This window comes from Citricoccus sp. SGAir0253 (genome assembly GCF_005877055.1).
Lineage (GTDB): Bacteria > Actinomycetota > Actinomycetes > Actinomycetales > Micrococcaceae > Citricoccus.
The window spans coordinates 791,323-808,389 of the sequence record NZ_CP039424.1 but is presented as its reverse complement, the minus strand read 5'-3'; the positions used below and the strand labels follow the sequence as shown (position 1 = coordinate 808,389).

Below are 17,067 nucleotides of genomic sequence, written 5' to 3'. Positions count from 1 at the left end.
GTGGCCGGGCCGTACACGCGCGTCCTGCTGGCCGGGGAGCGCCGCAACGCGGACCTGCTGCTGCCCTCGGACACCCCGGTCGGCGCGCTGATGCCCCAGGTCCTGGACCTGCTGGACGACCACCCGCGGGAGGCCCTCGGGACCAAGGCGCTCGTGCGGGCCGACGGCGCCGAGGTGCCGCCGGAGCGGACGGTCGCCGAGGCCGGGGTGCTCGACGGCGAGCGCCTGCGCCTGGTCTCCCGCACCGAGGCCCCGCCGGCTCCCATCGTCTACGACCTCCACGACACCGTCTCGGACTCCACGGACGCCGTGCGCGGCCGCTGGTCGGCCGCCCACCGCCTCCTCGTGTGCGGGACGCTGGCCGCGGCCGGGTCCTGGCTGGCCGTCGTCGGGCTGCTGGACCGGCTCGCCCCCGCCGCCCTGGCGGGGGCCTGCGCGCTGCTGGCCGCCGTGCTGCTCGTGGCCGGGGCGGCACTGTCCGCCCCCGGCCGGCGCCGGGCCGTGGCCGGCACGCTCGTGGGCGCCGGGGCCCTGTTCGCCGGCACCGCCCTCGTGCGCCTGGGCCTGGACGCCCCGTGGACGGCGGTCGGCCTGGGCGCCCTGGCGGCGCTCGTGCTGGGCGTGGCCGGGTTCGTGGTGACCCGCCCCCTGGCCCTGTTCATCGCCGCCGCGGTCACGGGCGCCCTGGCGGCCACGTGGGCGGCTGCCCCGGCCGTGGCGGCGTGGGCCGTCGGCGACCGGGACGCCGCCGTGGGCGTGGGCGCGGCGGGGATCGCGGGGGTGGTGACCCTGCTCGTGCTGGGGCTGCTGCCCGCCATCGCCCTCGGCGCCTCGGGCCTGGCCCGTCTCGACGACCGCCAGGCCGCCGGCGGGTCCGTGCTGCGCGCGGACGCCCGGCGGGCGCTGGACGCCGCGCACGGCGGCCTGGTGGGCGGCACGATCGCCTGCGCGGTGTCCCTGGCCGTGGCCGCGTGGTCCATCGGCTCGGACACCCGGGCGCCCGCCTTCTCCCTGCCGCTGCTGGCGTGCCTCGTGGTGGCCACGGCGCTGCGGGCCCGGTCCTTCCCCCTGGCCGCCGAGCGGATCCCCCTGTACCTGGCCGCGGCGACCGGCGTGCTCGCCCTGGCCCGGCTGGCCGTCGCCACCGTCCCGGGCGCGGGGACCGCGGTCCTCGCCGGGCTGCTCGTGCTGGCCCTGGCCGTCGGCGCCGGCCTGTCCGCGGAGCTGCCCGAGCACACCCGGGCCCGGCTGCGCCGCGCCGGGGACGCCCTGGAGGCCCTCGCCCTGTTCGCCGCCATCCCGGTGCTGATCGGCTACGCCGGGATCTACGCCTCGCTCCTGGAGACCTTCCGATGACCACCACGCCCGATCCCTGGGCCGACGCCGGCCCCGCCCCCGAGCGGCCGCGGCCCGGTGCCGGCCAGGACTGGTCCACGCGCCGCCAGGCGCGCGAGCGCACGGCGCGGGACCAGGACGACCCTCTGGCGGGCTTCGAGCCCGTCGCACCCCGCACCGCCCGCCGCCACGCCCGGCGGCACGCGCTGTCCCTGCCGGAGCGCGCCGCCCGCGGGCTCGGCTCCCTCCTGCGCCACGACCCGACGCCCGAGCGGCTGGCGGCCCACGCCGCGGCCGTCCAGGCCCCCGTCACCACGGGCCGGCGGATCGCGGTGGTGTCCCTGCGCGGCGGGGCGGGCAAGACGACGGTGAGCGCGCTGCTCGCCCGGACCGTGGCCGCCCTGCGCCCCGAGCCGGTGGCGGCCGTGGACCTGGATCCCGCGGCCGGCTCGCTCGGGCTGCGCCTGGGCGACGCCGCTGCCCCGGGGGCGGACCGGCTGGCCGCCGAGCTGGCGGCGCTGCCCGTCCCGGCCCTGGCGGACCTGTCCGCGCGGATGGCCGTCTCCGGCGCGGGACTGCACCACACCGGCCCGCGCGTGGCCGCCCGCCCGCTCGGCGTGGAGGCGGCCACCACGCTGCTCGCCGCGCTGTCCCGCCACGTGCCGGTCACCGTCCTGGACTGCCCCACGGGCACCGGCCACCCGGACACCGCCGCGGTGCTGGCCCACAGCCACGCCGCCGTGTTCGTCCTCCCGGCCTCCCCGGCCGGCGTGGACGAGGCCGCCGGCTACCTGCGCCACTGGCGGCAGGACCCGGTGCTGTCCGCCGTGCCGGTGACCGCCGCCGTCGTGGGCACCGACGCGCGGGGCGTGCTGGACCCGCGGGCCCAGGCCGCCGCGCTGGCCCGGGTGGGGGTGGCGGCCGTGGCGGTGCGCCACGACCGGCACCTGGCCGCCGGGGTGGACGTGTCCCTGCCGCTGGCCCGGCCGGAGAACCGGCTGGCGGCGGCGGAACTGTCCGCCCGCGCGCTGGCGGGGTCCCGGCCGTGACCCAGCGCGTGGTGCACCGGCCGGCCCGCACCTCGGCCCCGGCCCGCCGGTTCCGGCCGTTCACGATCCAGGGCCCCCAGCCCGTGGACCCCGCGGCCGCCGAGGCCGGCGGGGGGAACCTGCTGGCGCTGCTGCCGATGCTGGCCGCGGGCGGGTCCATGCTGGTGATGATGACGTTCCGGCAGAGCCCCTTCGCGGCGGTGGGGGCGATCGCCATGATGGTCTCCGTGGTGGTGGGCGTGGCGATGGTCCTCTCCCACCGCGGCCGGGCCACGCGGCAGCGCACGCTGCTGCGGGACACCTACGCCCGCTACCTCGAGCGGACCCGGGCGCGCCTGCGCGCGGAGGAGCTCGAGGCCCGGCGGGCCGCGCGCGCCGCCTGCCCGCCCCCGGCGGCCCTGTTCGACGTGGTGCGCGACCCGGCCCGGCTGTGGGAGCGCCGCCGGCACCACGAGGACTTCCTCGAGACGCGCCTGGGCTCGGGGCGGCGGCCCACCCGGGACATCACCGTGGACCTGCTGGAGGGCCCCGCCGCTGTGCAGGACGGGTTCATGGTGCGCGAGGCCGAGGTGCTCCGGCAGCGGTTCGCGACCGCACCCGACATGCCCGTCACGGTCCCGCTGGACTCCGCCGGGACCGTCTCCGTGGTGGGACCGCGCGCGTTCGGGCTGCAGGTCGCCCGCTCCCTCCTCACGGGGGCCGCGGCCCTGCAGTCCCCCGAGGACCTGCGGATCGCCCTCGTCACGCCGCCCGACCGCCGCCGCGACTGGGACTGGGCGGCCCCGCTCCCCCACCTGGCGGAGTCCGGCACCCCGCTCATCGCCCCGGACGTGGCGGCCCTGGCCGGGCTGCTGGAGGCGGACCTGCGGCACCGCTCCACCGTGGCGGGCCAGGGCACGCGGTTCGCCGCCGGCCCGGACGCCGGTCCGGCCGCGCTGTCCCGGCTCCTCGTGGTGGTGGACGGCCACGGCGCCGACGCCCCGGACCTGTCCCTCGGGGACGGGCACCTCGGCCCGGCGGCGCGCGCCATCACCGTGCTGCACCTGGGCGGGGACCGGCTCCAGGAGCCGGCCGAGGTCTCGCTGCGGATCTCCGCGGCGCCCGGGCGCGAGGACGGCCGGGACGGGTTCGTGCTGGAGGACCTCCGCCGGGACCCGGCCGAGCCGGTGCGCACCGAGGGCGGGCTGGACCCGCTGGACGAGCACACCGCGGCCGGGATCGCCCGGACCCTCGCGCCCCTGCGGCTGTCCCCGGACTCCCTCGAGCACTCCGTGGACGAGTCCGCGGGCTCGCGGTCCTTCCTGCAGATGCTGGACCTGTCCCCGCGGCTGGACCGGGCCGACGTCGAGCGCCTGTGGCGCGCGCCCCGCGGGGCGGGGTTCCTGCGCGTGCCGCTGGGCCCGGACGACCAGGGCCGGCCCGTGCTGCTGGACCTCAAGGAGGCCGCCCAGCGGGGCATGGGCCCGCACGGGCTGTGCGTGGGCGCCACCGGCTCCGGCAAGTCCGAGATGCTGCGCTCGCTCGTGTTCGGGCTGCTGGCCACCCACTCCCCGGACACGCTGGCCATGGTCCTGGTGGACTTCAAGGGCGGGGCCACCTTCGCCCCCTTCGCCGGCGCCCCCCAGGTGACCGGCATCATCACCAACCTCTCCGACGACCTGACGCTCATCGAGCGCGTGTACGCCTCCCTCAACGGGGAGATCCTGCGCCGGCAGGAGGTGCTGCGGGCCGCCGGGAACATCGCCAACATCACCGACTACCAGCTCCACCGCGAGGAGGAGCGGGCGCGGGGGCGGGAACTGCCGCCACTGCCGCACCTGGTGGTCATCATCGACGAGTTCGGCGAGCTGCTCACGGCGCGGCCGGACTTCATCGACCTGTTCCTGTCCATCGGCCGGATCGGCCGCTCCATCGGCGTGCACCTGCTGCTGAGCTCCCAGCGCATCGAGGCCGGCCGGCTGCGCGGGCTGGAGACCTACCTGTCCTACCGGATCGGGCTGCGCACGCTGTCAGAGTCCGAGTCCCGCACGGTGCTGGACACGCCGGACGCGTTCCACCTGCCGCCGCTGCCCGGCTACGGGTACCTGAAGGTGGACACCACCGTCTACACCCGGTTCCAGGCCGGCTACGTCTCCGGGCCGCTCGAGGACGAGGCGGCGGCCGCCGAGTCCGCGCCCCGGCCCGGGGACGCGGTGCCGCCCGTGCTCGAGGCCCCCGACTACGCCCCCGCCCCCGGGGACGCCGCCGGGAACGCCGCCGTGCCGGCGCCGGCTCCCGCCGGCCCGGCCCGCCGCACCACCGGTCCCACCGTGATGTCCACGCTGATGGACACCCTGCGCACCCTGCCGCGCTCGGTCACCCCGATCTGGCTGCCGCCGCTGCCGGCGGCCACGACCCTGGACGGCGCCGTGGGCGAGCCCCGCGCCACCGCGGAGGGGCTGCGGCTGCCCGCCGGCGGGGACCTCACCGTGCCGATCGGGATCCTCGACGACCCGGCGCGCCAGTGGCAGGGGCTGTGGGAGGTCGACTTCACCGCCGGCTCGGGCAACCTGCTCATCCACGGCGGTCCCCAGTCGGGCAAGTCCACCCTGCTGCGCACCGTCGTCGCCTCCCTGGCGCTGACGCACTCCCCCCGGCAGGCCGGCATCTACTGCATCGACCTGCTGGGGGCCGGGCTGCTGCCGCTGGCCGGGCTGCCCCACGTGGGCGGCGTGGCGATCCGCACCAACCGGGAGGTCATCACCCGCACGGTGGACGAGGTCGCCGGGATGCTCGCCCACCGCGAGCGCCTCTTCGAGCAGCACACGATCGACTCGCTGCCCACCCTGCGGCGGCTGCACGCCGAGGGCCGGCTGCCGGAGCTGCCCAGCGCGGACATCTTCCTGGTCATCGACGGCCACGGCCAGTTCGCCGAGGAGTTCGAGGAGCTCGTCCCGCGGGTCACCGCGATCATGACCCGCGGCGGCGGCTACGGCATCCACGTGGTCACCACGGTCAGCCGCAACGCGGAGGTCCGCTCCACCCACCAGTCCTTCTTCACGCACCGCGTCGAGCTGCGGCTGACGGACCCCGGCGAGTCCACGATCGACCGCCGGCTGGCCGAGAACGTCAGCCCGGGTGCCCCCGGGCGCGCCCTCACCGCGGCCGGGCTGCAGGCCCACGTGGCGCTGCCGCGGATCGACGGCCGGGAGGACCCCGCGAGCGCCACCGAGGGCCTGGCGGACCTGGTCGAGCGGGTGGGGCGGTCCACCACGGGGGCCGCGATGCGGGTCCGGGTGCTGCCGGCCGTCGTGGAGGCCGCGACCGTCCCCACCCCCGCCCGGCAGGGGCTGTTGCCGCTGGGGCTGCGCGAGCTGGACCTGGGCACCGAGGTCCTGGACCTCGAGCACCGGGACCGGAACCTCATCGTCCTGGGCGACGAGGAGACCGGCAAGACGAACGTGCTGCGCGGCGTGGTCCGCCGGTTCACCCGGACCCACACGGACGAGGAGCTGTTCTTCGTGGTGTGGGACCCGCGCCGCGTGCTCGGCGACGCCGTGCCGGAGGACTACCTGGGCGGCTATGCCGCCAACGCCGCCGTGGGCGCCCAGCTGACCAACGCCGTGCTGCAGGAGATCGCCAAGCGCCAGGACCCGGCCCAGGACCAGTCCGTGCCGCAGCGGCGCGCGCGCATGGTCCTGCTGGTCGACGACTACGACGTCCTCACCGTGGGCGGCGGCCAGTCCCCGCTGGCCCCGCTCGTGCCCTACCTGCCGATGGCCGCGGAGCTGCGGATGAACGTGGTGCTGACCCGGCGGGTGCGCGGGGCCTCCCGCGGCATGTACGAGTCGTTCTTCGCCACGCTCCGGGACAACGGCACCGCCGCGCTGGTCCTGTCCGGGGACCGGGCCGAGGGCGCCCTGGTGCACGGGGTCAAGGCCCGCCGGCTGCCGCCGGGACGCGGCCAGCTGGTGGTCACCGGCCGGCCGGTCATGACGGTCCAGACGTTCCTCGAGGCCCCGTGAGCCGCGCCCTCGACCACCGCGGGGCCCGCCCCGCGAACCGCCCCGCCCCGCCGGCCCGCCCCGTCACGCCCGGCGGGCTCGCCGCCGGGGCCGGTGCCTACCTGCTGTGGGGCGGGCTGCCGCTGTACGTGGCGGCCACGGCCCCGGCCTCCGCCGTGGAGGTCGTGGTGGTGCGCATCGGCTTCACCCTGGTCACCTGCGCCGTGCTGCTGGCGGCGACGCGCCGCTGGCGCGACGTCGGCGCCCTGGTGGGCCGTCCCCGCCGGCTGGGTGCCACGGCCCTGGCCGCGGTGCTGATCGGCGCGAACTGGGCGATCTACACCTACGCCGTGGTCTCCGGGCAGACGATCGAGGCGGCGCTGGGGTACTTCATCAACCCGCTCGTGGCCGTGCTGGCCGGGGTCTTCCTGCTCGGGGAGCGGCTGCGGCCGGCCCAGTGGGCGGCCGTGGGGATCTCGGTGGTCGCGGTCCTGGTCCTGGCCGTGGGCCACGGCGCCGTGCCGTGGATCGGGCTGGGGCTGGCCCTGAGCTTCGGCAGCTACGGGATCGCCAAGAACCGGCTGGGGCCCGTCAACCCGGTGGCCTCGCTCACCGCGGAGACGATCGTCCTGCTGCCGGCCCTGGTGGCCGGCACGTGGTGGCTCGCGGCCACGGCGCAGCTGACCCTCGTGACCGGGGGGCCCGGGCACTTCTGGGTGCTCGCGCTGTCCGGTCCCGTGACCGCCGCTCCGCTGATCCTGTTCGGCGCCGCGGCCGGCCGCCTGCCGCTCACCGTGGTGGGCATGCTGCAGTACCTGACCCCGGTGATCCAGTTCCTCGTGGGGCTGCTCGTGTTCGGCGAGCACATGACCCCCGGGCGCTGGGCCGGGTTCGTCCTCATCTGGTGCGCGCTGGCCGTGCTCAGCGTGGACTCGCTGCGGGTGGCCCGCCGGCAGCCGCGCTGACCACCGCCTCCAGCACGTCCAGCGCGTCGGACAGCAGCTCCTCGCCGATCACGAGCGGCGGCACCAGGCGCAGCACGTTGCCGTGCGTGCCGCAGGACAGCAGCGCCACGCCCTCGTCCCGGCACCCGGCCAGCACCTGCCGGACGATCCGCGCGTCCGGGGCGCGGCCGCCGTCGGGCACCACGAACTCCATCCCCAGCATGGCCCCGCGCCCGCGCACCTCCCCGACCGCCCCGGTGCGTGCGGCCAGCGCCCGCAGCCGCGGCAGCGCGAGCTCCTCGATCCGCCGGGCCCGGGCGCACAGGCCGTGGCGGTCCATCGCGGCCAGGGTGGCCAGCGCCGCCGCGCACGCCACGGGATTGCCCCCGAAGGTCCCGCCAAGCCCACCCGGGTCGATCGCGTCCATCAGCTCCGCCCGGCCCACCACGGCGGACAGCGGCAGGCCGCCGGCCAGCCCCTTGCCCACGGCCACGAGGTCCGGCTCGATCCCCTCGTGCTCGGCGGCGAACCAGTCCCCCGTGCGGCACAGCCCGGTCTGGACCTCGTCCGCGACCAGCACGATGCCGGCCGCGCGCGCCCAGCGGGCGAGCGCCGGCAGGAACCCGGGCGCGGGCACGATCACCCCGCCCTCGCCGAGGACCGGCTCCACCACCACCGCGGCCACCGCCTGCGCGCCGACCTGCTCCTCCACCAGCCGGATGGCCCGCTCGGCGGCCTGCTCCCCCGTCAGCCCCGGCGCCTGCTCGCGGTAGGGGTAGCTGCCGGGCACGCGGTACACCTCGGAGGCGAACGGGCCGAAGGACCGCCCGCCGGAGGCCTTGTACGGGGCGGCCCGGCCGGTCAGGGCCAGCGTGAGGTTGGTCCGGCCGTGGAAGGCGTGCTCCAGGGCCACGACGGCGGACCGGCCGGTGGCCACCCGGGCCACCTTCACGGCGTTCTCCACGGCCTCCGCCCCGGAGGTGAACAGCGCCGCCCGCTTGGCGAACCGCCCGGGGGTGCGCACCGCGAGCTCCTCGCACACCCGCACGTAGCCCTCGTAGGGACTGACCATGGCGCACGTGTGGGTGAAGCGCCCCGCCTGCCCGGCCACGGCGGCCACCACGTCCGGGTGGGAGGCGCCCACCGCCGTCACCGCGATCCCGCTGCCGAGGTCCACGAACGCGTTGCCGTCCACGTCCAGCAGGATCCCGCCGTCGGCGTCCGCGGCGAAGAAGGGGTGCACCGAGGACACCCCGTCCGCCACGGCGGCCGAGCGGCGCGCGGCCAGCGCCGCGGACCGCGGGCCCGGGACCGCCGTGCGCATCGCCCGGCGCTGCTCGAGGCGGAAGACGGGGGCCGAGGGCTGCTCCGGCTGCTCCGCCCGCTCCGGCGGGTCCGGCGGGTCCGGCGGGTCCGTGCGCTGGTCCATGGCCGGGAGCGTAGTGGCGGACCCTAGACTGGGACCATGCCTGCCGAGCCCGTGTTCCTGTCCCTGTTCCAGAACCTGGTCCCCACCCACCTGGACACCCCGTGGGTGCCCGAGGACGGCCTCGAGCCCGGCGAGCTCGACGCCCTGCTGGCGGCGTCCCCGGCCGCGCAGGCGAACGGCGGCACCGCGCCGGTGCCGTTGGCCCTGTACGAGTTCCACCGCGCGCTGGGCAACTGCCCGGACCTGCTGGAGACGGAGCATTTCTTCTGGGACGCGGACGAGCTGGACGTGCGCGACGGCTACCTGATGTTCCTCGAGGACGCCGAGGAGCAGGCCGTGTGGGGGCTGCCCGTGGCCGACGCCGCCCTGCCGGACCCGCTCGTGTGGCGCCGCAGCACGGGCGCGGACGAGGAGCACGGGGAGTGGACGTGCGAGGGCGGCACGTTCAGCGAGTTCACGCAGGACCTGCTCGAGTGGACCTTCGAGGAGGAGGGCGGGGACGAGTGATCCGCAGCCACGCCCCCGCCGGGTACGTGTGCCCGTTCTGCGGGCTGGTGGCCGGTGACGTCTCCGACCCGGGCAACCGCTGTGAGCTGACGGACCTCGTCTACCGGGACGAGGACCTCGTGGTGTTCATCGCCGTGGACGGCTTCGGCCCCTACGAGGGCCACGCCATGATCTCCCCGGCCCGGCACTACGAGACGCTCTACGAGCTGCCGGACCGCGTGCTGCAGCGCATCGGGCTGATGGCCCGCCAGGTGGCGCTGGCCATGAAGCGGGCGTGGGCGCCCGAGGGGATCTCCACCCGCCAGCACAACGAGCCGGCCGGGAACCAGCACGTGTGGCACTACCACCTGCACGTGTTCCCGCGGTGGAACGACGACATGCTCTACCGGCAGATGCGCCACGCGGTGGAGCCGGCGGTGCGGGCCGTGAAGGCCCGCGAGCTGGCCGCCGTGCTCGACGCCGGCCCCACCCGGATCGACTGAGCGCGCCTCAGGCGTCGCGCGAGACCACGTACCCGGCGAACGCCACGAGGGCGTCCTTCACGGGCGAGGGCGGCAGCGGGGCCAGGGCGGCCACCGCGTCGTCCGACCAGCCCCGGGTGATGGCCCACGCCTCGTCGATCGCGGGGTGCGCGGCCACGGCGGCGACGGCGGCCGCCAGCTGCGCCTCGGTGTCCAGGGGGCCGTCCACGAGCTCCACGGCCCGGCGGGCGGCCTCGTCCCCGGCGGCGGCGGCCTGGCGCAGCAGCAGCACCGGCAGGGTGGGCACGCGCTCCTTGAGGTCGGTGCCCGGCACCTTGCCGGAGGTGGCGGAGGCGCTCGTGAGGTCGATGACGTCGTCGGCGAGCTGGAAGGCCAGGCCGACCTTCTCGCCGTAGTCCGCCAGGACCTCCACGGTGGTCTCGTCCGCCCCGCCGAACAGGGCGCCGAGCCGGCCGGCGGCGGCGATGAGCGAGCCGGTCTTGCCGGAGACGACCCGCAGGTAGTGCTCGAGGGCGTCCTCCCCCTCCTGCGGACCCACGGTCTCCCACAGCTGGCCCATCACGAGGCGCTCGAAGGTGCGGGCCTGGATGGCCACGGCCTCCGGGCCGAGCGAGGACATCAGCAACGAGGCGCGGGCGAAGATCAGGTCCCCGGCGAGGATCGCCACGGAGTTGCCCCACACCTCGTGCGCGGCGGGGGCGCCGCGGCGCACGGGCGCCTCGTCCATGACGTCGTCGTGGTACAGGGTGGCCAGGTGCGTCAGTTCCATCACGACGGCGGCCGAGCGCACCGCGGCCGGCACCTCGCCGACCTGCCCCGTGCCCACGCCGGGCTGGCCGAGCAGGGAGGACAGGACGGTCAGCAGCGGGCGGATCCGCTTGCCGCCGGCCTCGAGCAGGTGGCGGCTCGTGTCGTCGGCCAGCCGGTCCGTGTTGGCCACGGTCTCGGCGAGCTCCTGCTCCACCTGCTCCAGGGCGGCCGTGACGGCGTCCAGCAGCGCGCCGTGCTCGGCGAGCCGCTCGAAGCCGGCCGGCAGCTCGGTCAGGCCCCGGGACACGTCGGATTCAGGTGAGGTCACCGGTCCAGACTAACCAATGGCGCGCCGGGCACCGGCATCGGGTCCATCGTGGTGGCGGCGGGCACGGCGGACTCCAGCAGGCGCACCGCGCGGTCCACCGCCGTGCCCCCGTCCCGGTCCACGAGGTTGCCCATGACCTGCACCACCCGGCGCAGCAGCGGGCCGGTGCGCATCCCCGTGGCGAGTGCGGCGCGCAGCACCGCGGGGTGGCCGATCAGCCGCGCGAAGTGGGTGCCGAGCGCGAAGTGCCCGCCCCAGGCCTGCTGGGTGAGCCGCGGGTACCGGGCCAGCTCGGCCTCGCGGCCGGCCGCCGTCGGGCGCGCCAGGGCCGTCGCGGTGACGTCCGCGGCCAGCCGGGCCGCCTCCATGGCGAAGGAGATGCCCTCGCCGTTGAACGGGGACACCATGCCGGCGGCGTCCCCCACGAGCAGCATCCCGGGCACGTGCTGCGGGGTGCGGTTGAAGCCCATCGGCAGCGCGGCGCCGAGGATGCGGGAGGTGCGGGTGTCCTCGGACAGGCCCCAGCTGTCCGTGAGCGCCCCGGACCAGTCCCTCAGGATCGAGCGGTAGTCCAGCCGGCCGAACTGCGGGGACGTGTCCAGGATGCCCAGGCCCACGTTGACGGTGCCGTCCCCGAGCGGGAACAGCCAGCCGTAGCCGGGCAGCGGCCGGCCCTGGGCGTCCGGCAGCTGCAGCCAGGACTCCATCCAGTCGTCGTGGCGCCGGGGCGAGTCCTCGGGCAGGCCGTAGTAGGCCCGCACGGCCACGCCCATCGGCCGGTCCTCGCGCCGGGACAGGCCCGCCGAGAGCGCGGTGCGGGTGGAGTTGCCGTCCGCGGCGATCACCACGTCCGCGGCGAACTCCCGGGACCGGCCGGTCCGGCGCCCGCGCTCGTCCAGCAGGTCGGCGCGCAGCCCGGTCACGGTGCCGGCCTCGTCCCGCAGCACCGAGGTCACGGCGTGCCGCTCGAGGATGAGGGCCCCGGCGGCGCGGGCGTGCGCGGCCAGCAGCTCGTCGAAGTCCTGCCGGGTGCGCACGAGCGCGTAGTCCGGCCAGGTGTCCGTCGTCGGCCAGGGGACCTCCACGGCGCGTCCCTCGGCCACCAGCCGCAGCCCGCGCACGTGCTGCCAGCCGTCCTCGGGCCGGTGGGCCAGGCCCATCAGGTCCATCTCGCGCACCGCCTGCGGGGTCAGTCCGTCCCCGCACACCTTCTCGCGCGGGTAGGCGGTCTTCTCCAGCACGGTGACCTCGACCCCGGCGGTGGCCAGGTGCCACGCGGCCGTGGCCCCCGCGGGCCCGCCGCCGGCGATCAGCACGCGGGTGCGCGTTCTCGTTGCTTCCACCCCCTCATTCTCCCAGACTCCCCCGGGCCCGGCCGGGCCCGGCCGGGCGAGGCCGGCACACCGCCCGGCGACGAGCCGCCCGGACGGGCGCCCGGTCCCCGGCCGGTAGGCTGGACGGGTCATGAGCAACCCCGGCCCCGGGGCGCCCGCACCGCGGCTGGCGTCCATCACCTTCGCCCGCCCCGTGCCCGGCGGCGGGCCCTTGGCGGACCTGCTGGCCACCGGCGACGAGTGCGCCTGGATCCGGTTCGGCGACGGCCTCGTGGGCCTGGGCACGGCGGCCCGGTTCACCACCACCGGCCCGGACCGCTTCGCCGCAGCCCGGCGCTGGTGGAAGGCCGCCACCGCGGCCGAGGCGGCGGACACCCCCCGCTCGAGCGTCCCGGACGACGGCCCGCCCCGGCGCTCGCCCCTGGCCTTCGCCGCCTTCGCCTTCGCGGACGACAGCCCCGTGGACTCGGTGCTCGTGGTCCCCGAGGTGGTCGTCGGCTCCTCGCGGGGCCGGTCCTGGCTGTCCTGGCAGGTGGACCTAGACGCCCCCGCGTACGCCGCGCGCGCGGCCGCCGGCTGGCGGCCGACCGTCGCGGAGGCCGAGGACCGGCTCTCCACGCTGCTCGCGGCGGCGCGGCGACGCCGCGCCGCCGCCGGTCCCGGCGCCCCCGGGACCCCCGTGCTCGCCGACGGCGCGATCACGCCGGAGGGGTACCGCGAGGCCGTGGTGCGCGGGGTGGGCCACATCGAGGCCGGGACGCTGAGCAAGCTCGTCCTGGCCCGGGACGCCGTGGTCCGCACCCCCGGCCCGCTGGACGTGCCCGGCGTGCTGCGCACGCTCTCCCGGCGGTACCGGGACTGCTGGACGTACGCGGTGGGCGGGCTGGTCGGCTCGACCCCGGAGATGCTGGTGAAGGTGGACGGGGACACGGCGCGGGCCCGCGTGCTGGCCGGCACCCTCGACCGGGACGGGGCCCCCGCCGGGGCCGACGGCGCCGACCACGCCCGACGGCACCTGTCCGAGGACCCCAAGCAGCGCCTCGAGCACCGCCTGGCCGTCGAGTCCCTGACCGAGCGGCTGCAGCCCTTCACCACCGCGCTCGAGGCCCCGGACGAGCCGTTCGTGCTCGAGCTGCCCAACGTGTGGCACCTCGCCACGGACGTCACGGCCCGGCTCGTCGGCGCGGACGGCGCCCGCCGCACCGGCCCCGGCGCCCTGGCCCTGACCGAGGTGCTGCACCCCACCGCCGCCGTGTGCGGCACCCCGCGCGAGACCGCCGCAGCGCTCATCCACCGGCTCGAGGCCGAGGACCACGGCATGGACCGCGGGCTGTTCGCCGGCCCGGTGGGCTGGCTGGACGGCAACGGCAACGGGGAGTTCGGGATCGCCCTGCGCGGGGCCGTCGTCGAGGACGCGCACACCGCCCGGCTGTACGCCGGCTGCGGGATCGTCGCCGCCTCGGACCCGGCGGCCGAGCTGGCCGAGACGACCGCCAAGATGCGGCCCATGCTCCAGGCCCTCGGCCTGTGCGACTGAGCCGGCGGGCGAAGCTCCTGCGGCCCGCCCGCAGGAGCTTCGGCCCAGGTGGGAGCCTGCCGCAGGTCCTGCGGCCCGCCCCCCGGACGGACGTGAGACCTGTCACGCTGGCCCGTATGGAACGCATGGAGAGCGCCCTCGTCATCGGCGCGGGCATCGTGGGACTGAGCACCGCCTGGCACCTGCAGGAGCGGGGGGTGGACGTGACCGTCCTGGACCGGGAGGGCGTGGCCGCCGGGTCCTCGTGGGGCAACGCCGGCTGGCTCGCCCCCGGCAAGACCATCCCGCTGGCCGAGCCCGGGCTGTGGACCTATGGCCCCACCGCCCTGCTGGACCCGGACGCGGCCCTGCACGTGCCCGCCCGCTGGGCGCCGGCCACGTGGTCCTTCTTCGCCCGGTTCATGGCCCACGCCACGCCCCGGGCCTGGGAGCGGACCATGGCGGCCCTGACGCCGATCGACCGGATCGCGCTGGAGGCCTTCGACGAGCTGACCGGCTCCGGCGTGGACTCGTGGACGCGGGAGGGGCCGTTCGTGGTCGGCTTCACCGAGCAGCGTCACGCCACCGGCTTCCTGCGGGAGGTGGCCGGCGTGGTCCGCCACGGCCAGGAGGCGCCGCTGGAGCGGGTCGAGGACCCCCGCGCGCTGGCCCCGCAGCTCTCCGAGGCGGTGGAGGTGGTCTACCGCCTGGACGGCCAGCGGTTCCTCGAGCCCGGGCCCTTCGTCCAGGCCCTCGCCGACGCCGTGGTGGCCCGCGGCGGGACCCTGCGCACCGGCGCCGAGGTCACCTCGCTGACCACCGGCGGCGTCCGGCCCGGCGTGGTGCTCTCCACCGGGGAGTCGCTCGGCGGGGACGCCGTGGTCGTGGCCACCGGCGCCTGGCTGCCCCGGCTGGTGCGGGACGCGGGCGTGCGGGTGCGCGTCCAGGCCGGCCGCGGCTACTCCTTCACGGTGGCCACGGAACAGCCGGCGCTGCACCCCGTGTACCTGCCGCACCAGCGCATCGCCTGCACCCCGTACGCCGGGCGGTTCCGGATCGCCGGCACCATGGAGTTCCGCGGCCCGGACGAGCCGCTGCAGCCGCGGCGGATCGAGGCGATCGTGCGCCAGGCGCGGGACCTGCTGGCCGGCGTGGACCTGGAGGACCGCCGGGACGAGTGGGTCGGCTCCCGGCCGGTGACCCCGGACGGGCTGCCGCTCGTGGGGGCCACCCGCGCCCCCGGCGTGTTCGTGGCCGGCGGCCACGGCATGTGGGGCTTCGTGCTGGGCCCGGCCACCGGCAAGCTGCTGGCCGAGCGGATCGTCACGGGCCGCACGGACCCGGTGCTGGCCCCGTTCGACCCGCTGCGCTGACCGGGCCGGCGGACGCGCTCACTCCGCCGCGAAGGTGGCCCGGACGGCCTCCTCCACCAGCCGGCGCACCTCGGGGCGCGCGGCGCGGTCCGAACGCAGCTCCAGCACGCGCCGGCCACGCACGGGCGAGCCGAGGCCCAGGGCCGCGATGAGGGCGTCCTCGCTGTCCACGGGCGCCCACTCGACGCCGTAGGCGGCGCACAGGGAGCGGACGTCCGCGTGCTGCGGGGTGCCGAAGAACCGCTCCACGACCGGCGCCATGCCCGGGCGGCGGGCCACCGCGCCGTGCTCGAGCCCGGCGAAGATCGCCCCGCCGCCGTCGTTGACCACCACGATGTCCAGGTCCGGCTCCCGCTCGCCGGGGCCGATGAGCAGCCCGCTCGCGTCGTGCAGCAGGGTCAGGTCCCCGCACAGCAGCACGGTGCGCCGGTCGGTGGCCAGGGCGATGCCGGTGGCGGTGGAGACCGTGCCGTCGATCCCGGACAGCCCCCGGTTGGCGTACACCACCGAGGCGGGGGCCGTGGGCGGCCGCCAGGACAGGTCCACGTCCCGGATCACGGAGGACGAGCCGAGCACGAGCGGCCCGCGGACGGTGCTGGCCACGAGCTGGCCGGTGCGCAGGGCGCCGGGGTGGCCGACGTCGTCGTGCCGGGTGGCCAGCGCCGCGTCCAGCGCGGACTGGGCCCGGTTGCCGGCCCGCTGCCAGGCCGCGAGCCAGCCGGCCGGCCCCCGGCCGGCCACCACCGCGAGCTCCTCGAGGTCCTCGACGGGGCGCTCGCGCCGGGTCCCGGGGACGAACCAGGCCACGGGCTCGGGCTGGTGGAAGGCGGTGTGCAGGTCCTCCCGCCCCAGCAGGGCGGTGACCTGGCGCGTCAGCGTGGGGCGGCCGAAGAGGATGACCTGCTCGACCTGCGCCGCCAGCGGGTGCGAGTCCTCCCCCAGGCCGCCGGCGGAGCCGAGCAGCAGCGGGTAGGCGCCGATCGCGTTGGGCCCGAACCGGGCGTTGGAGCTCGGCTCGGCCAGCAGGGGCAGGCCGAGCGCGGAGGCGAACGCCGCGGCCAGCGGACCCGCGCCGTGGCCGGCCACCACGACCGTGCGCGCCTCGTGCAGCCCGGTGGCCTCCAGGTCCAGCTGCTCGGAGAGCTCCGCAGGGCGCACCTCGGCCGGCGCCGGCGGCGCGACCGGCTCGGCCGCCGGGGCCACGTCCCCCTGCGGGACCGCGGACTCCTCCGGCACCAGCGGCGCGCGGAAGCGCAGGTTCAGGTGCACAGGACCGGGGGCGGACTCGCGGATGGCCACGCCGGGCACCCCGCCGAAGCCCTCCACGTCCTCCGTGGCGAAGCCGTTGGCGGCCAGCAGCGCCCGGGAGACGGTGTTCGCCAGGCTCCGCCGGTGCCGCTCGAGCGCCGCCGCCCGGGGGTCGGCCCCCGGCCCGGAGACCTGGGCTGCCTCCTCCGCGAGCCAGGCGGGGACCTCCTCGGCGTTGAGGTCCACGGGCACGTCCCCGGAGAGGGTCTGGCCGAAGCGCAGGTGCAGCGGGAAGATGCCGTCCTGGGCGGTGGTCTGGTTGGCGCCGGTGCCCTGCAGCTCGGCCGGGCGGTCGGCGGTCAGCGCGATGAGCTGCACGCCGGCGTGGTCGGCCTCCATGATCGCGGGCAGCAGGTTGCCCACCGCCGTGCCGGACGTCGTCACGACGCCGACCGGCCGGCCCGAGGCCAGGGACAGGCCCAGCGCGGTGAACGCGGCCGCGCGCTCGTCCACGCGCACGTGCAGCCGGAGGCGGCCGGCCCGCTCGGCCTCGGCGAGGGCGTACACGAGGGGGGCCGAGCGCGATCCGGGGGCGATCACGGCCTCGCGCAGGCCGCCCTCGACGAGGGCGTCGGTCACCGTGAGGGCGACCTGCCGGGAGTCCAGGGCCAGGGACGGGGGTTGCGGGAGTTCGCGCCGGGTGTGCTCCATGGGGTCACCCTACCGAGCACGGCTGGGCGGGAGGTTAACGACGAGCGGTGCACGGACCACTCCGTGCACCGCTCGCGG

General features: G+C 77.3%; 12 protein-coding genes. 8 read left to right on the top strand and 4 right to left on the bottom strand.

Translation table 11 applies throughout. The features are described 5' to 3' along the window. From eccD to rarD, 4 genes are read left to right on the top strand one after another with little or no spacing between them, the layout of a single operon-like run. The gene (gene eccD, locus E7744_RS03630) at positions 1-1,356 is read left to right on the top strand and encodes a type VII secretion integral membrane protein EccD (protein ID WP_137772951.1); all 1,356 of its coding nucleotides are present in this window, start codon (positions 1-3) and stop codon (positions 1,354-1,356) included. After that, positions 1,353-2,384 carry a hypothetical protein gene (locus E7744_RS03625; RefSeq protein WP_138424635.1) on the top strand — a complete coding sequence of 344 codons (1,032 nt, stop codon included), beginning with the start codon at positions 1,353-1,355 and terminating at the stop codon, positions 2,382-2,384. Before eccD ends, E7744_RS03625 begins: the two co-directional genes overlap by 4 nt. Continuing rightward, positions 2,381-6,388: a type VII secretion protein EccCa gene (gene eccCa, locus E7744_RS03620; protein WP_138424634.1), complete on the top strand. Its 4,008-nt coding sequence runs from the start codon at positions 2,381-2,383 to the stop codon at positions 6,386-6,388. The genes E7744_RS03625 and eccCa overlap by 4 nt, the downstream gene beginning before the upstream one ends. Next, positions 6,385-7,332, top strand: coding sequence for an EamA family transporter RarD (rarD, locus tag E7744_RS03615; RefSeq protein WP_137772949.1), 948 nt, complete (start codon positions 6,385-6,387; stop codon positions 7,330-7,332). The genes eccCa and rarD overlap by 4 nt, the downstream gene beginning before the upstream one ends. Here the strand turns inward: rarD and gabT are convergent. Then, positions 7,289-8,635 carry a 4-aminobutyrate--2-oxoglutarate transaminase gene (gene gabT / locus E7744_RS03610; protein WP_246858614.1) on the bottom strand — a complete coding sequence of 449 codons (1,347 nt, stop codon included), beginning with the start codon at positions 8,633-8,635 and terminating at the stop codon, positions 7,289-7,291. The two genes, rarD and gabT, sit on opposite strands and share 44 nt — an antisense overlap. 141 nt (positions 8,636-8,776) lie before the next feature. Here gabT and E7744_RS03605 point away from each other — a divergent pair, with 141 nt between their 5' ends. Together E7744_RS03605 and E7744_RS03600 are read left to right on the top strand one after the other, a co-directional pair. Continuing rightward, complete coding sequence (locus E7744_RS03605; protein WP_137772948.1) at positions 8,777-9,247, top strand: hypothetical protein; 471 nt, start codon at positions 8,777-8,779, stop codon at positions 9,245-9,247. Next, the gene (locus tag E7744_RS03600; RefSeq protein WP_137772947.1) at positions 9,244-9,729 is read left to right on the top strand and encodes an HIT family protein; all 486 of its coding nucleotides are present in this window, start codon (positions 9,244-9,246) and stop codon (positions 9,727-9,729) included. The genes E7744_RS03605 and E7744_RS03600 overlap by 4 nt, the downstream gene beginning before the upstream one ends. Before the next feature lie 7 nt (positions 9,730-9,736). On the opposite strand, the gene E7744_RS03595 is transcribed toward E7744_RS03600, so the two are convergent. Then, the gene (locus E7744_RS03595) at positions 9,737-10,807 is read right to left on the bottom strand and encodes a polyprenyl synthetase family protein (RefSeq protein WP_137772946.1); all 1,071 of its coding nucleotides are present in this window, start codon (positions 10,805-10,807) and stop codon (positions 9,737-9,739) included. Further along, on the bottom strand, positions 10,804-12,150 hold the full coding sequence (locus E7744_RS03590; RefSeq protein WP_246858533.1) for a geranylgeranyl reductase family protein: 1,347 nt from the start codon (positions 12,148-12,150) through the stop codon (positions 10,804-10,806). Before E7744_RS03590 ends, E7744_RS03595 begins: the two co-directional genes overlap by 4 nt. A gap of 121 nt (positions 12,151-12,271) precedes the next feature. Between E7744_RS03590 and E7744_RS03585 the strand changes: the two genes are divergently transcribed. Together E7744_RS03585 and E7744_RS03580 are read left to right on the top strand one after the other, a co-directional pair. Next, on the top strand, positions 12,272-13,678 hold the full coding sequence (locus E7744_RS03585) for an isochorismate synthase MenF (protein ID WP_137772944.1): 1,407 nt from the start codon (positions 12,272-12,274) through the stop codon (positions 13,676-13,678). A gap of 116 nt (positions 13,679-13,794) precedes the next feature. Next, positions 13,795-15,030: an FAD-binding oxidoreductase gene (locus E7744_RS03580; RefSeq protein WP_210417152.1), complete on the top strand. Its 1,236-nt coding sequence runs from the start codon at positions 13,795-13,797 to the stop codon at positions 15,028-15,030. A gap of 18 nt (positions 15,031-15,048) precedes the next feature. On the opposite strand, the gene menD is transcribed toward E7744_RS03580, so the two are convergent. After that, positions 15,049-16,989 (bottom strand): 2-succinyl-5-enolpyruvyl-6-hydroxy-3-cyclohexene-1-carboxylate synthase, encoded by a 1,941-nt coding sequence (gene menD, locus E7744_RS03575; protein ID WP_137772943.1) that lies wholly within the window; start codon positions 16,987-16,989, stop codon positions 15,049-15,051. Positions 16,990-17,067 lie beyond the last annotated feature (78 nt).

Coding starts and splice junctions, on each gene's coding strand:
- gabT (WP_246858614.1), bottom strand. CDS start 8,635: ATGCGCACGGCGGTCCCGGGCCCGCGGTCCGCGGCGCTGGCCGCGCGC.
- E7744_RS03585 (WP_137772944.1), top strand. CDS start 12,272: ATGAGCAACCCCGGCCCCGGGGCGCCCGCACCGCGGCTGGCGTCCATC.
- E7744_RS03625 (WP_138424635.1), top strand. CDS start 1,353: ATGACCACCACGCCCGATCCCTGGGCCGACGCCGGCCCCGCCCCCGAG.
- menD (WP_137772943.1), bottom strand. CDS start 16,989: ATGGAGCACACCCGGCGCGAACTCCCGCAACCCCCGTCCCTGGCCCTG.
- E7744_RS03580 (WP_210417152.1), top strand. CDS start 13,795: ATGGAACGCATGGAGAGCGCCCTCGTCATCGGCGCGGGCATCGTGGGA.
- E7744_RS03605 (WP_137772948.1), top strand. CDS start 8,777: ATGCCTGCCGAGCCCGTGTTCCTGTCCCTGTTCCAGAACCTGGTCCCC.